Genomic DNA, 15,928 nt, shown 5'->3' with positions numbered 1-15,928 from the left:
TAATAATAAAGTTGGCGGTGTAAGCTGCCAATTTTTTGTTACAAAAAAATAAAATTATTTCAAAATTGGTTCACAAATGCTTAAAAATTTAGTATAATATAAATGTTAAAAACTAATAATAAAATATAAAAAATGATTTTTAAAATAGGAGAAAAAAATGAAGAAAAAAATTTCAGAAGGGGGAACGCAATTTGAAAAATAGTTTAAAAAAGGTTTTGAGGGGAAAAATAGAAAGGAAAGATAAATCTAAAAAAATAAAAATAAGTATTTTTGCTCTATTAAACGTATTTTTTGGAATGACTTCTACTGCCAGCCAAAACATTAATTTACCTAAGGAATTTACTCAAAATGTAGCTGTTAGTGGGTATGAAAATGCAATTTTTGACTATGATTTTAACAATGATGGAACTGATGAAAAAGTTGTGGTTAGCTATAATGAAGAAAATAACTTTTTAGATGTAGTTGTTTCCATTTACACAAATCAGAATGGGAAAAATATGCTAAGTTATCAAATAACTTTTGATAAAAAGATAAATATTTTAAATTTAGACGAAATGCCTAAATTGCTTAACAAAGTGAAGGAATATTACGGTGAATATTCTAAGAATATGGCATCAAATGAAACTAGGCACATACTGATTTATGATGATAATAGAAATTCCGAAATATTATTTGATAAACTAAAATTTGATAAACATTCACCTAAAGATTTAGATAATTTTTTATTTATAAAAAGTTCATCGGAAATGCTTGATGCGCCGAATGGAAAATCAATTACAAACTTAAAATACAGTGAAAAACCAAAACTTCTATTTGAGATGGTATCAAATGAAAATCCACAAAAATTATACTACACCGAGATTACAAAAAAAGCGAGTACAAATGTAAATCACATTAAAGAAAAAAAATCCAAAATAAAACCTAAAACTTTTAAAGGATTTGTGGTAGATAGAGGAAGTAATGTAATAAAAAGAGGATTTTTTTGGGATAAAATGGTTGCAAAAATGGACAGCGTCAATAAATTTATTGAAGAAGCGATAAATGCCGGAGAAGATATTAATATAATCACGGAATATTCACCGCTTTCTCACGATGTGGCAAGTAAAAAAGATAAATTTGGAAATAAAAACAACCAAAGTATAGTGGCTTACACAAATCCTAATAAAAAAGGAGAAATTATAAATGTGCCAGATCAAACTTTATTTAGGATTTTAGGCGAAGAAAAGGGAATGTTAAAAATTGAAACACCATTTTATGGCGGACCTTATTATATTTCTAAAAATCAGAATAATTATAAAAAAGTTGAAAATATAAATGGCGCTGTCAATAAATTCGTTGCTATTGACCCAAGCAGTCAAGCAGAAATGTTATTTGAAAGAGATCCAAAAACAAATAAATATAAAGTTGTGACTTATTCGTTTGTAACGACTGGAAAAGATGGAAGCGGTTCTTATGAAACACCTCATGGGGCGTTTTTAATTGCATTTACAAGAGGATATATGCCATTTACAAGAAAAGCTGGACCTGGAGATACGCCTCTTTCTGGGCGACCTGATTTAACAATCGGAGGAGTTGCTAAATTTGCTGTGAGATTCAGCGGTGGCGGATATTTGCATGGAATACCTGTAAATACTCATTTTAAAGGTGAAACAGCTTTAACTGATACAGCTGCAAAAATAGGAACTTATAAAGAATCACATAAATGTGTCAGACACTTTGATGACCAAGTTGGATTTATTGTTGACTGGGTAAATGCGGGAAGTAAAATTAAAGATGGTGATAATACAATACCTGAAGAACCAGTAGTTGCAATAGTTTTATAAAATAAATAAAGGAGAAAAATTATGAAAATAAAAAAAATAAAATTTTTTATTCTAGCATTAGTTTCGATTTCAATGTTTTCGATAAATACTTTTTCAGCTTCTAAAAGCTCACAAAAAAATGATTGGAAAAAAGTAATCCTTGAACCAGATTTAGATGGAGATGGAGTTAAAGATAAGATAGAGGTTGAATATATGCAGTCTGGAGACAGTGTCAAAATGACATTTACACCATTTGTAACAAAGCAAAAAGGAAAATATACAAAAGGTGAAAAAATTGAGAAAACAATTAAAAAAGAAGATTTTGAAAAAGAATTCGACAATTTTACAAAAAGTTATATAGCTGAATATCCTAAAAATCAATCTGTGAAAAAAAAAACACAAAATGACAATAAAAAAGTAAATTCTAATGATGAAAAGAATAAAGATTCAGAAAATTTAGACAATATAAAAAAAGCACAAAATTCTGTAATAACACCTGACAATCAAGATAAAAAAGATGACAAAAAAATTCAAATAAAAAATTCAAATTCAATAAAAGGACCCTACAGTTATTCAACTTACTACTTAAAGGAAAGACCAAAAAATTTGACTTTTAATTATGTTTATGACAAAAATTCGCCAAAAGATATGGATGAATTTGTTTTTATCAAAACTAATTCAAATATTAGAAAAGAGCCAAATGCAAATGCCAAAGTTATAAAAGAAGCAAAATATGGAAATAAATTTAAAGTTGTCGGAGTTGTTAAAGGTAATGGCGATGGAAAAGGCGAATGGTACGAAGTATTTTTTGACGGCCAGCTTGGATATATTTCAAAATCTGTTGCTGAAAAAAGAGAATTTGACTGGGATGATATGATGAAAAAGGTGGATAAAACAAATGCTTTTATCAATGATGCACTTGCAAAAAGTAAAAAAATATATGTTTTGGACGATTATGTTCCACTAGGTGGAAGCAGTGGCGGGAATCGAGACAAATTTGGGAATAGAGCAAATCAAAGTGAACCAGCCTACTCTAGTTCAAGTTTTAAAGATGCGATAAATATACCTGATAGAACGATTATGACCATTGAAGAAGACAATGATAAATATACAAAAGTTAAAATAGACGCTTTTGATGAAGGAACTTATTACATAAAACCTTCAACTCGAAAGATGTTAAAAGATTCTGGAATAACTAAAGAAATCGAAAGATTTATCTATGTTGACAGAAGCAGCCAAAATGAAATGATTATTGAAAAAGCAGGAAATGACTGGAATGTAGTTACTTCATCATTTGTAACAACTGGAAAAGATAGTGGAAGTTCTTTTGCAACACCATATGGAACATTCTTAATCGCTTATTCAAAACCTGTTATGCAATATACTGGCTCTGATAATAAAGCTGTGGTAGGAGATGCTAAAAATGCCGTAAGATTTAGCGGTGGCGGATATATGCACAGCATCCCTTCACTATTTGAGCCAAAAAATACAAGGGAACAAAGAAAAAAAGCTACAGCTGCAAAAATTGGAACTTATCCAGAATCACATAAATGTATAAGACATTACGACGACCAAATCAAATTTATTTACGATTGGTTAGGAAATTCGACTCCTAATGATAAAAATGGACTTAGAACTCCAAGTAAACCAACTGTGATGTTAGTTAAATAAAATTATGTTTAAATTTTTAAAATAAAAAAGAAAATATCTTAAAAGTTAGATATTTTCTTTTTTTCGTTATTTTTTATTATTTTTTTTTTACTATTTTTTATCAAATATAAAAAATGGAATGATTTTGAAAACTATAATAAACAAAATTATATAAAAACTAAAAATGAATAAAATCGAAAATTTTTGTGAAACTTCAATTTGAAGCAGCGGAATTTTACTTCCAGCGTAAATAAATCCTTCAAATGAACCAAAAACAATTTTTGTGATAAATACTAAAATTGAATTTAAAAATGTTATTTTTAATATATTTACAAGCATTATAAAAAATAAAATTTGAATTACAATCGTTCCAATTGGCACACCAATTATATTTAATAAGAAAGAAAATAATGGCAATTTTTGAAAATAATATAAAAATAAAGGAATACTCGTAAATTGAATTACAAAACTTAAAAACATTAAGTCAACAGTATTTCTTAAAATTTCATTTTTTATTTTAGAAAAAATTGACTTTTCAAAAAATTTTTTTATTGGTGGATACACAAAGATAATAGCAATTACCGCCATATAAGAAAGCTGCATTGAAATATCAAAAATCGAATAAGGATTTAGTACAACATTTACAACAAACGATATTAAAAGTGATTTTTTACTATCTTCTTTCTCAAATAAAATTCTCGCTAAAATCATCATCGCACCCATGATATAAGCTCTTAAAATCCCTGGAGAAAATCCTATCAATGCACAGTAAAATGTCAAAATAACGAGAGCAAAAATATATTTTGGACGATATGCCAGCGAAATCATGTCCAAAAGTTTGACAATTCCAATGATGACAAGGGAAATATGCGTTCCAGAAATCACAATTAAATGTGCAAGTCCCGTATATTTGAATTTATCTTTCATATCTTTTGAAACTTCAGATTTTTCTCCTAAAATCGCTGCTTTTGAAAAAGCGTAGAGGTTGTCTTCAGTCAAAAATAAATCGTCAAAAATATTTAAAATATATTTTCTAAAAATATTTAGTTTTGACTCTTTCCAACCAATTATTTTTCCATCAAAAGTTGTATAATTATTTTTTGTCGTAATTCTTTTTACATCAAAGTTTATCAAATAAGTCCCGTATTCAAAATTTTTTGTATTTTTTATGGATGCCTGATTTTTTAAATATTTGTTATTTATTTTCAAAATGCTTCCACGACTTCCATCCATTTTTACATAAAGAATTTTTTCCCCTTTTAAATCACCTTTAAAAGTTACAAAATTAAGATAAAAAATAAAGATTATAACACCAACTAAAAATAAAATAATAATTTTAAAACTATTTTTTATCTCTTCAATTCCAATTTTTTTATTGAAAAAATTTAAAAAATTTTCTTTTTCTTTTTGAAGTCTTTTTTGTAATTCAACTTTTTTCTTTTCTTTTTCTTGAAATTTTTTCATTTGTAAATCATATTCTTCAAGAGAACTATTTTTTTGTGTTTTTTTATTTTTTTGAATTTCTACTTTTTTAAAATTAATTTTATCAAAATCCCTTTTTTTCATTTAAATTTCTTCTTCCCACAAACTTGTTTTCAAATAATCTTCGTTCAATTTTATCGGAGTTTTTGCACGATAAATGCTTATAATCGGATATTTTGCTGCATTTATTGTGTTTGTAGAAATTCTGTAATATATTTTTTCGCCTTTTTTGTCCAAAAGATAAATTGAAAATCCTTTTTCAAAATTGCCTTCATTTGTGGTATTTCTCAAAAAATCGGCATTTTTATTGGAATTATTTGTCATATAAGACAGATTATCTGAAATTTTTAATTTATCAATTATCTCTTTTTTTCCTTTGACATTATCCAAAAAATATGCCGTTTTTTCAGATATTTTGAAATCTAATGTATAAATTTTTTTATTATATTGCGCATATTGCTGAATCTTACGGATAAAGCTACTTATATTTCGCTTCTGGATTGCAAATTCTTGGAGCTGTTTTTGTTTTTGTAAATTATTTGAAATAGCTAAAAATAAAATAGCTACGATTGAAATGTATAACAAAACCTCAACAAGAGTAAATCCGCTTGATTTATTCTCGTTCATTTTAACCGTCCCCTTTTCTTTTTTATTTTTTTATTTCTTTCTTTCTTTTCTTTCTTTTTTTATTTCTCCCTTTGATTTTATTATACAATAAAAATTAATAAAAATCAATATATAATTAATTTATTTTTAACTAAAAAAAACTATCTCAAAAATTTGAATTTCTAAGATAGTTTTTTATATTATTATTTTTTTTATTATTCTTCTACTGAATAGTCAATTGATGCTAATCTTCTGTAATAATTCCAAGTTGCCCTTGAATCGCTCATATTAGCTTCAAGCAATACTTTAGCTTTTTCTGGGAATTCTTTTGCAAGTGTTGCGTATCTTCTTTCACCCAATAAAAATTCCTCATATTTGTCCCAAGCTGGACTTCTTGAATCTAATTGCAATGGATTTTTACCTTTTGCAACCAATTGTGGATCAAATCTGAATATTGGCCAGTATCCAACTTCTGTAGCTAATTTTTCTTCTGACATAGCTTTACCCATACCTGTTTTAATTCCGTGTTCGATACAAGGTGAATATGCTATAATTATTGAAGGCCCTTTGTAATTTTCAGCTTCTCTTATCGCTTTTAATGCTTGGTTTTGATTTGCTCCCATTGAAATTTTTGCAACATAGATATTTCCGTACGTCATAAGCATTGCTGCCAAATCTTTTTTCTTAGATGGTTTTCCTGATGCGGCAAATTTTGCAACAGAACCTGTTCTTGATGATTTAGATGCTTGTCCTCCTGTATTTGAGTAAACTTCCGTATCAAGTACCAAAATATTTACATCTTGTCCTGACGCAAGTACGTGGTCAAGTCCACCAAATCCGATGTCATAAGCCCATCCATCTCCACCGAAAATCCAAATTGATTTTTTAACTAAATATTGTTTTAATGCTATCATATCATCAATTTTTTCTTTAATTTCAGCATCAGTTACAGCTTTACTTTCTTTTTCAAGCAATTCTACCAATTTATCTCTAATTTCAGCTGTTTTATCTCCATTGTCAAAATTTTCGATAAAGTTATTAAACAATTCTGCCAATTCTGGTGAAACTTTTTCTTTAATTTCTTCCATATTTTCCAAAATTCTTTGTCTGATCGTATCAATTGCATGATGCATTCCAAATCCATATTCTGCATTATCTTCAAATAGTGAAGAAGCCCAAGCTGGTCCACATCCACTCTCAGCTGTCGTATATGGTGTTGAAGGAACTGAAGCTCCATAAATTGAAGAACATCCTGTCGCATTTGCAACCATCATTCTCTCACCAAATAACTGAGTTACTAGCTTTATATAAGGAGTTTCTCCACAACCTGCACACGCTCCAGAAAATTCAAATAACGGTTTTGCAAATTGTGAACCTTTTACAGTATTTTTACCTAAAATTTTATCTTTGTATGAAACATTGTTAAATAAATAGTCTGTATATTCAACTTCATTTTTTTCAATTTGTGATTCAATAGGTTTCATAACGATTGCTTTTCCTTTTGGTGCAGGACAGACATCCACACAGACACTACATCCTGTACAGTCAAGAGTCGACACTTGAATTTTATATTTCAAGTCATTCATTCCACGGCCCATTGCTTTAATTGTAGGCATTCCTTCTGGTGCTTTAGACATTTCTTCTTCATCTATTAAAAATGGTCTGATTACAGCATGTGGACAAACATATGCACATTGATTACATTGTATACACATATCTGGCTGCCATTCAGGAACTTCTGAAGCAACTCCTCTTTTTTCATAGTTAGCTGTTCCGCTTTTGAATGTACCGTCGACCATTCCGTTTTCAACGATTGCAGATACCGGCAATTCATTACCTTTCATTAAATTAATTGGGTCAACGATTCTTTTTATAAATTCAGGTTTTGCTTCATCTATAATTTTCTCATCAACTTCTAAATTTGCCCATTCTGGTAATACTTCCACTTCTTCCAGTCCATCTGTTCCTTTGTCAATCGCATTCCAGTTTTTCTGGACTATGTCGTCCCCTTTTCTACCGTAACTTTTTTTAGCGTATTCTTTCATGTATTCTTTAGCTTCTTCATAAGGAATTACATTTGCTAAATTGAAAAATGCCGATTGCATAATTGTATTTGTTCTATTTCCCAAACCGATTTCTTTTGCCAATTTTGTCGCATTTATGATGTAAAATTTAGCTTTTTTAAGTGCTAACGCTCTTTTTACTTCATTCGACAGGTGTTTAACTAATTTTTCCTTGTCCCAAATTGTATTTAATAGAAATGTTCCACCTTCTTTTAATCCTGAGATCATATCGTATTTTCCAAGATATGCAGCCACAGAACAAGCAACAAAATCTGGTCTAGTTACCAAATATGTCGAACGAATTGGCTTTTTACTGAATCTTAAGTGGGAACGAGTAACTCCTCCCGCTTTTTTAGAGTCATATGCAAAATATCCTTGTGCATACAAATTTGTTTTATCCCCGATAATTTTAATTGAGTTTTTATTCGCCCCAACTGTTCCATCTGAACCAAGTCCGTAGAATAGACATTCTTTTACATCATCATTTCCTGTAAACACTTCTTCTTCCAAAGCTAGTGAAGTAAATGTTACGTCATCAATAATTCCTATTGTAAAGTTATTTTTTATTTCTTTTTGCGCCAAGTTTTTATAAACTGCGACTATTTGTTCAGGTGTTGTATCTTTTGAAGAAAGTCCATATCTTCCTCCAACAATTTCAGGCGCATTTTCTTTTCCATAATAAAGCGCTTTAATATCTGTGTATAAAGGTTCTCCAACAGCACCTTGCTCTTTTGTTCTATCCAAAACTGCAATTTTTTTAACTGATTTTGGCATTGCATCAAAGAAATATTTGCTTGAAAAAGGTCTATATAAGTGTACATTTAAAACTCCTACATTTTCTCCTTTTGCGTTCAAATAATCTACTACTTCTTTTATTGTTTCATTTACTGATCCCATTGCAATTATTACTCTTTCAGCATTTTCTGAACCGTAATAAACAAATGGTGCGTATTTTCTTCCAGTATATTCACTTATTTTTTGCATATAGTCATTTATTATGTCTGGTACTGCTTCATAGTATTTATTTTGAGCTTCTTTTGCCTGAAAATAAATATCGTCATTTTGCGCTGTTCCACGAGTTACAGGATTTTCTGGGTTTAACGCTTTTTGTCTGAATTCATGCAAAGCATCTCTATCAATTAAACTTTCCAAAAATTTATAATCCATAACTTCCACTTTGTTAATTTCGTGAGAAGTTCTAAATCCATCAAAAAAGTGTAATGTTGGAACTTTAGATTTTAGTGCTGAAAGATGTGCCACTGCCGCTAAATCCATAACTTCTTGCACAGAGCTTGTTGCAAGCATAGCCCATCCAGTCATTCTTGCTGAATAAATATCTTGGTGATCTCCAAATATTGAAAGTGCATGGGAAGATAGCGAACGAGCTGCCACATGCATAACTCCTGGCAACAATTCCCCTGCGATTTTATACATATTAGGCAACTTTAAAAGTAGCCCTTGTGATGCAGTAAAAGTCGTAGTCAGTGCTCCCGCTTGAAGTGAACCGTGAACCATTCCCGCAGCTCCTGCTTCTGATTGCATTTCCACAACTTTAACTGGTTTTCCAAATATATTTTTTTGTCCGTATGCCGCCCATTGGTCAATTACTTCAGACATAGTTGATGACGGCGTAATTGGATAGATTCCTGCTACTTCAGTAAATGCGTATGCCACATGTGCCGCAGCCATATTTCCATCCATTGTTTTCATTTCTTTAGCCATTTTTCCCTCCAAAAATTAAAATTTCATAGATTTTCTATGATTTTATCAAATACATTTTATAATTAAATTAATAGAAATAATTTCTATTATCTAATTTAATAAATTATCCACAATTTTATTAAATTTTATCTTCAAATATGTATTTTTAGAAAAAATAATTATATAAAAATGATTTGATTTTTAACAACTACTAATACAAATTGTAATATCTTTTTTCTTGGTTGTCAAGTATTATTATATATTTTTTAAACTATTTTTGTCAATTAATTTTTTTATTGAAATTTTCAAATTTTTTCTGATTTATGTTCCACAATATTTTTTATTATAAGAATAACTATTGAAACTAAAACAAGTATTGATGATACTGCAAACGCTGAGGTTATCGCATCCGATGTTCCCGATAAATAAAGCGCATCTATTTCAAGCGGCAATGTAAATGTTTTTCCCCTTGCCTTTGACAGAGCATTTACTGCACCAAATTCTCCTAAAGCTCTTGCTGTACAAAGTATTATTCCGTAAAAAAGTCCCCATTTTATCTGCGGAAAAGTTATTTTTCTAAAAATCGTGAACCCACTTGCTCCCATCAACGCCGCCGCTTCTTCTTCAGCTTTTCCTTGTGCATTCAAAATCGGAATAATTTCTCTTGCAATAAACGGAAATGTGACAAAGATTGTAGCAAGAATTACTCCTGGGATTGCAAATACAATTTTTATATCTAGAACAAAAAATTGATTTATTTTTTCAATAATCGCATTTGCCCAGCCCATTCTACCAAAAGTCATAATAAAGGCAAGTCCCGCTATTACAGGAGAAATTGAAAAGGGAATGTCAATTAATGTCGCAAGAATATTTTTTCCACGAAAAGAAAATTTTGTTATTAGCCACGCAACTACTATTCCAAAGACAGTATTTACCAAAACTGCTGAAACTGTAGCAATTATTGTAACTTTTAGCGCCGATAAGACATTTTTATCCGTTATGCTGCTAAAATAAAACTTCCAGCCTTTTTGAAGCGAATTTAGAATTATTGAAGCGAGTGGTAGCAAAAGCATTGTAAATACAAATAAAAAACTTATTGTGATAAGAACATATTTTATTATATTATTTTCTTTTTTCATCATTATTTTCTCCATTTTTTATTTTTTAAATACAAATATGTTTATGCAAATAAACACAATTTCTTTTTCTTTTTCATTTTCTCTATTTTTTACTTTTTAAATATTATTTGTTCTTTTAAATTGCTTCATTTGCACCATATTTATTAAAAACAGCAAAATAAAAGAAATTACTAACATAAGTAAAGCTATTGCCGTTACTGATGGATAATCCACATAATTTAATTTTTGCATAATCACATATGAGATAACTTGCGTATGTTCTTTGAAACTGTTTCCAGAAATATAAATTACGCTTCCATATTCGCCAATTCCCCTTGAAAAAGCCAATCCAAATCCCGTGAGAAGCGCAGGCTTTATCTCAGGAAAAATCACTTTAAAAAAAGTCGTAGCTTTATTTGCTCCCAAAATATATGCGGCCTCTTCATATTGACCGTCCAGCTTTTCCAAAATTGGCTGGACACTCCTCACAACAAAAGGAATTCCGACAAATATTAAGGCTATAACAATCCCTATATGAGTGTACGAAATCTTTATTCCAAATTTTGCAAAATATTTTCCAACCATTCCCGTATCTGAATACATTTTCGCAAGAGTTATTCCTGCAACGGCTGTTGGAAGCGCAAAAGGAAGTTCTAGAAGACCATCTAAAAATCTTTTTCCAAAAAAATCATATTTTACAAGAACCCAAGCTAAAATTAAGCCAAAAATGCAGTTTACAACCGCTGCTAAAAAAGAAAGTGAAATACTTGTAAATAAAGCATAAACAACTGATTTTTGCGAAATTAACTTCCAAAACTGACTCGGCGACAATTTAAACGAATAAATCAGTATTGAAACAAGCGGGATTAAGACCAAAACTGAAAGCATCGCAAGTGTTATTCCAAGTGATAAATTAAAGCAAATTGTCGCTTTGGCACTTTTTTTGCAAAAAACTTTTCTTTAATTTTAATAACATCTTCCACTTCCTTTCTATTCTATTCTATTCTATATTTTAACCTATATTTTAATTTTCCATAATTTTGTCAAAAATTTTACCTTCTTCAAAAAATTTCTCATAAACTTTTTTCCATCCACCAAAATCTTTTATTGTTGTTAGTTTCATATTCAAATTAAATCTATCCTTATATTTCTCAAGTATTTCTTTATTATATGGTCTATACCCGCTTTGTGCAATAATATTTTGAGCTTTATCCGAATATAAATACTCCAAATATTTTTGGCTAATTTGAAAATTTCCATTTTTCTTTGCAATCTTATCAACTACAGCAACTGTCGGCTGAGCTAAAATACTTACAGTCGGATAAACAATCTCAAAATCATTTGGATATTCCCTCACTGTTGCAAGTGCTTCATTTTCCCAAGAAATAAGCACATCTCCTTGTCCATTTTCCACAAAAGTCGTAGTTGCAGCTCTAGCCCCAGAATCCATAACCGCTACATTTTTATAAATTTTTTTCACAAATTCACTGATTTTATTCTCATTATTTCCAAATTTTTTTATACCGTAAGACCAAGCCGCTAAAAAATTCCAACACTCCACTGCTTTTTGGATCTGGAGTTATGACTTTTACTCCATTTTTTGTCAAATCATCCCAATCTTTTATATTTTTAGGATTTTTCCGTCGAACGAGAAACACAATTGTCGAAGTATATGGCGAAGAATTTCCTGGAAAATTATTTATCCAGTTTTTTCCTAATAAATCAACTTTTTCCAAAAGCGAAACATCATTTTCTAGCGCCAAAGTTACAACATCCGCATCAAGCCCTTCAATTACAGAACGAGCTTGAGAACCCGATCCACCATGAGACTGTACAATTCTTACATCTTTTCCATATGTCTTTTTATAATATTTTGAAAATTCCTTATTATATTTTTCGTATAATTCACGAGTTGGATCATAGGATACATTTGTAATTTCTATTTGAGATTTTTTATTTTTAATTTTAGCATTTTGTCTTACAATTCCAATTGTATATAAAATTATTGCTGCAAAAATAAGAATTATTGGTATTTTAAAATTTTTTATTCCCATTTTTCCCCCTTTTGTGCTATATCACATAAGAGTAATCGGTGCTCACAACTCTTCTATAAGTTTCAAATTTTGCCCATTTATTATGAATTTCAGAAATATTTTTATTTTTTTGCCAGTCTTCTAAAAAGTCTTGCATATCCTGTTTTTTATTGATATTTAGTGCACATCCCCCTGTATCTACAAGCGGAAGTCCTGTGTAATGATAATCAGAAAGTTTAATTATATCAAAAATTTTATAATTTCTCACAAGCGCTGCTGCTCCATCTTCAACTGAAATAATGTCAAAATATTCTGGATATTCAAAACTATCCCCTTTTCCAGTAATTTTGTCATCCACAAAATAAGTTTTTTTATTTTCTTCAGATTTAGAAAGTCTTGCGTTTTTCAAGTCAAAATACATTTCTTCAAAAATATAACCATTTTTTATAACTATGTCATCTTTTTGAAAATACGGTATTTCTTCGCTAACTTTCACATTTTCCACAACTCCAGCGGCAGCCGTCTGATGTGACAATCTATCAATTAAGATAAGTTCTCCCAAAACCTTATTTTTCTTAAATTTATCAACTATCACTTTATCCGAAAACTCTATTTCACAAAGTGCAATTTCATTTTTAGTTATTGAATCTATTTTTATCTTTTCTCCAGTATTTACATCAATTTGGTGTTCAACTTTTTTAATTATCGCAGGAATTTTTTTAGTTCCAATTTTTGCCAAATACTCTTTTCCAATTGTCAATTTATCATCGTCCATCCAAAGCAATGTTGCACTTATATTTTTTGATGCAAAAAGTTCATTATTGTCAGTTATAACCGAACCACGGCTCACGTCAACTTCCCTATCCAGCTGAATAGTTACCGCTTGTCCCAAAAAAGCGCTATCTACAGTTTTATCTCCATTCAAAATTGATTTTACAACAGCAGTTTCATTACTTGGCAGCACAGTCACAGTCTGTCCAACTTTCACTTCACCGCTCTCAATTTGCCCTTGAAATCCTCTAAACTCGTGATTTGGTCGGCAAACTCTTTGAATTGGCACATAAAAAGATGAATTTTTATCTTCACTTGTAACATCGACTGTTTCCAAATATTCAAGAACACTCTCACCTTTGTACCATTCCATATTTTTGGATTTTGTTGTAACATTATCTCCTTCAGTTGCACTCACAGGTATAATTTTAATATTTTTTAAATTAAGTTCTCTTGCAAGTTCATCAATCTGTGCCACAATTTCGTCAAACTTTTCTTTGCTATAATTTGCCAAATCCATTTTATTTACCGCAAAAACAAAATATTTAATTCCGACTAAAGAACAAATTCTGGCGTGTCTTCTAGTTTGAATTAAAACTCCTTTTGTGACATCTAAAAGTAAAATTGCAACTTGTGCAAAGGATGCTCCAACAGCCATATTTCTAGTATATTCCTCATGACCGGGAGTGTCTGCCACGATAAAACTTCTCTTGTCTGTCGTAAAATAACGATAAGCCACGTCTATTGTTATTCCTTGTTCTCTTTCTGCAATAAGTCCGTCCAGAAGTAGCGAATAGTCGATTGCACCGCCTCTTGAACCAACTTTACTGTCCAAAATAAGTGCTTCTTCCTGATCCGCATAAAGTAATTTGGAGTTGTATAAAATATTTCCAATTAAAGTGGATTTTCCGTCATCCACACTTCCACAAGTTATAAATTTTAATAATTTTGCCATTAAAAATATCCCTCCCTTTTTCTTTTTTCCATGCTTCCAGCGCCGTTATCGCTGTCAATTACACGGCTTGTACGCTCTGATTCCACCGAACTTAATGTTTCATCTATTATTTCTTCCAAAGTTACAGCATTTGACTTGACAGCACCTGAAAGCGGGTAATCTCCAAGTGTTCTAAATCTCACCATTTTCATTTCAGGAACTTCTCCGTCATTTAATCTCATACGTTCGTCATCCACCATGATTAAATTTGTTCCTCTTTTTACAACAGGTCTTTTCTTTGCTGAATAAAGCGAAACTATTGGTATATTTTCTCTTTTTATGTATTCCCAAATGTCTTTTTCAGTCCAGTTTGAAATTGGAAAAACACGGATGCTTTCCCCTTTATTTATTTCCGTATTGTAAAGTTTCCACATCTCAGGTCTTTGATTTTTTGGATCCCAAGCCTGATTTGAATTTCTAAATGAAAAAATTCTCTCTTTTGCCCGACTTTTTTCTTCATCTCTTCTTCCACCACCAAATGCGGCAGTAAATCCATATTTATTAAGCGCTTGTTTTAACGCCTGAGTTTTCATTATGTCTGTAAAAGACGAGCCGTGGTCAAAAGGATTGATATTTTTTTCAACGCCTTCTGGATTAATGTATTCAAGCATCTCAATCCCCAATTCTTTCGCTCTTCTATCTCGAAACTCTATCATTTCTCGAAATTTCCAAGTCGTGTTCACATGTAAAAACGGAAATGACGGTTTTTCTGGATAAAATGCCTTCATCGCCAAATGCAGCATAACAGAACTGTCTTTTCCAATTGAGTAAAGCATAACTGGATTTTCACATTCTGCCGCTACTTCTCTTATGATATATATGGCTTCTGCTTCTAATTCATCTAAATGAGATAATTCTTTCATATTTTACTCTCCTTTTCTTTTTTTATTATAAATAATTTTTACATTTGCTTTTATTTTTCATAGCTCATTATCGCATATAACATTTGTATAATCAATTGTATATACAAATTAATTAGACTTAATTTTACTTTGATTTTCAAAATTATTTTAAGATATATTATATTAAAATCATAATTTGCTATTTTTAAGAATAAAAATTAAATTATACTATTACCCATTTAAAAAGCGAAAATTATATCTTATACTAAACCCCATTTGAATAACGAATACATTATAAATCTTTTTATTAGATTAAATCTGATATTTTCTTTTAAATAATTAAAATAAATATTCACTTTTTAAACAGGGAATAGTATTAATTATTTAGAAATATTAAGTCTTTTTTCCTTGTTGAAAAAATTTTAATAAATTGGTTATTCAAATGAGATTTAGTATTAATAAAAAAAGACCGGTTAATACTATATTTAACCTAATCTTTTTACAAAATAAGTGAACTACTCCCACTTGTAGAAGAGGGAGCTTCTTGGGAAGTATCTGCTTTTGCTAGCCAAATATATTTACCAAGCTCAAAGGTCTGTCCCTGCCCTGACTATGAATATTATACCATATAAGAGCTGTTATTTCAAGCTATATTCTGCAATTCATCTCCCACTTATAGAAGAAGGAGACTTCTTGCTAAATATTGTTAAAATTTTAATGATAACTTTTATTTTTCATAATTGTGGTCGTATCTTATACACGCTGTTCTCGAACCCATTTCACATAAATATCCATCACAACCAACTAATGACATCATTGTTAGAATAATAACAATTAGTTTAAATAATTTTGACATTCTTATTTCC

General features: G+C 30.0%; 10 protein-coding genes and 1 pseudogene. 2 read left to right on the top strand and 9 right to left on the bottom strand.

Annotation, left to right across the window (positions count from 1 at the left end; all coding sequences use genetic code 11):
- Positions 1 to 191 precede the first annotated feature (191 nt).
- Positions 192 to 1,823: a L,D-transpeptidase family protein gene (locus AB8B22_RS07850; RefSeq protein ID WP_369710694.1), complete on the top strand. Its 1,632-nt coding sequence runs from the start codon at positions 192 to 194 to the stop codon at positions 1,821 to 1,823.
- A gap of 21 nt (positions 1,824 to 1,844) precedes the next feature.
- Complete coding sequence (locus tag AB8B22_RS07845; RefSeq protein WP_094079949.1) at positions 1,845 to 3,473, top strand: L,D-transpeptidase family protein; 1,629 nt, start codon at positions 1,845 to 1,847, stop codon at positions 3,471 to 3,473.
- Positions 3,474 to 3,563: 90 nt separating this feature from the next.
- On the opposite strand, the gene AB8B22_RS07840 is transcribed toward AB8B22_RS07845, so the two are convergent.
- The 9 genes and pseudogenes from AB8B22_RS07840 to AB8B22_RS07800 all read right to left on the bottom strand — a co-directional run bounded on the left by AB8B22_RS07840 (position 3,564) and on the right by AB8B22_RS07800 (position 15,918).
- Positions 3,564 to 5,018, bottom strand: a complete 1,455-nt coding sequence (locus AB8B22_RS07840; protein WP_369710693.1) for a ComEC/Rec2 family competence protein — start codon at positions 5,016 to 5,018, stop codon at positions 3,564 to 3,566.
- Complete coding sequence (locus AB8B22_RS07835; RefSeq protein WP_369710692.1) at positions 5,019 to 5,561, bottom strand: type II secretion system protein; 543 nt, start codon at positions 5,559 to 5,561, stop codon at positions 5,019 to 5,021.
- A gap of 194 nt (positions 5,562 to 5,755) precedes the next feature.
- Positions 5,756 to 9,325 (bottom strand): pyruvate:ferredoxin (flavodoxin) oxidoreductase, encoded by a 3,570-nt coding sequence (gene nifJ / locus AB8B22_RS07830; protein WP_369710691.1) that lies wholly within the window; start codon positions 9,323 to 9,325, stop codon positions 5,756 to 5,758.
- 284 nt (positions 9,326 to 9,609) lie between these two features.
- On the bottom strand, positions 9,610 to 10,446 hold the full coding sequence (locus tag AB8B22_RS07825; protein ID WP_369710690.1) for a sulfate ABC transporter permease: 837 nt from the start codon (positions 10,444 to 10,446) through the stop codon (positions 9,610 to 9,612).
- 93 nt (positions 10,447 to 10,539) lie between these two features.
- On the bottom strand, positions 10,540 to 11,346 hold the full coding sequence (gene cysT / locus AB8B22_RS07820; protein ID WP_369711940.1) for a sulfate ABC transporter permease subunit CysT: 807 nt from the start codon (positions 11,344 to 11,346) through the stop codon (positions 10,540 to 10,542).
- A 100-nt stretch (positions 11,347 to 11,446) separates the two neighbouring features.
- A pseudogene (locus tag AB8B22_RS07815) lies at positions 11,447 to 12,476 on the bottom strand (sulfate ABC transporter substrate-binding protein).
- 16 nt (positions 12,477 to 12,492) lie between these two features.
- Positions 12,493 to 14,181 carry a sulfate adenylyltransferase subunit 1 gene (locus AB8B22_RS07810; RefSeq protein ID WP_369710689.1) on the bottom strand — a complete coding sequence of 563 codons (1,689 nt, stop codon included), beginning with the start codon at positions 14,179 to 14,181 and terminating at the stop codon, positions 12,493 to 12,495.
- The gene (cysD, locus tag AB8B22_RS07805; protein WP_369710688.1) at positions 14,181 to 15,083 is read right to left on the bottom strand and encodes a sulfate adenylyltransferase subunit CysD; all 903 of its coding nucleotides are present in this window, start codon (positions 15,081 to 15,083) and stop codon (positions 14,181 to 14,183) included. Before cysD ends, AB8B22_RS07810 begins: the two co-directional genes overlap by 1 nt.
- Before the next feature lie 706 nt (positions 15,084 to 15,789).
- Positions 15,790 to 15,918: a hypothetical protein gene (locus AB8B22_RS07800; RefSeq protein WP_257789796.1), complete on the bottom strand. Its 129-nt coding sequence runs from the start codon at positions 15,916 to 15,918 to the stop codon at positions 15,790 to 15,792.
- Between the last annotated feature and the right edge of the window lie 10 nt (positions 15,919 to 15,928).

The organism is Leptotrichia rugosa, assembly GCF_041200005.1.
In the GTDB taxonomy this organism is placed as follows: Bacteria; Fusobacteriota; Fusobacteriia; order Fusobacteriales; family Leptotrichiaceae; genus Leptotrichia; species Leptotrichia rugosa.
The sequence above is the reverse complement of the archived record's forward strand: the minus strand, read 5'-3'. Positions and strand labels throughout refer to the sequence as shown.

Excerpts from the sequence above, each read along its gene's own strand:
- cysD (WP_369710688.1), bottom strand. The coding sequence starts at position 15,083 with ATGAAAGAATTATCTCATTTAGATGAATTAGAAGCAGAAGCCATATAT.
- nifJ (WP_369710691.1), bottom strand. The coding sequence starts at position 9,325 with ATGGCTAAAGAAATGAAAACAATGGATGGAAATATGGCTGCGGCACAT.
- AB8B22_RS07810 (WP_369710689.1), bottom strand. The coding sequence starts at position 14,181 with ATGGCAAAATTATTAAAATTTATAACTTGTGGAAGTGTGGATGACGGA.
- AB8B22_RS07840 (WP_369710693.1), bottom strand. The coding sequence starts at position 5,018 with ATGAAAAAAAGGGATTTTGATAAAATTAATTTTAAAAAAGTAGAAATT.
- AB8B22_RS07800 (WP_257789796.1), bottom strand. The coding sequence starts at position 15,918 with ATGTCAAAATTATTTAAACTAATTGTTATTATTCTAACAATGATGTCA.
- AB8B22_RS07835 (WP_369710692.1), bottom strand. The coding sequence starts at position 5,561 with ATGAACGAGAATAAATCAAGCGGATTTACTCTTGTTGAGGTTTTGTTA.
- AB8B22_RS07845 (WP_094079949.1), top strand. The coding sequence starts at position 1,845 with ATGAAAATAAAAAAAATAAAATTTTTTATTCTAGCATTAGTTTCGATT.
- AB8B22_RS07825 (WP_369710690.1), bottom strand. The coding sequence starts at position 10,446 with ATGATGAAAAAAGAAAATAATATAATAAAATATGTTCTTATCACAATA.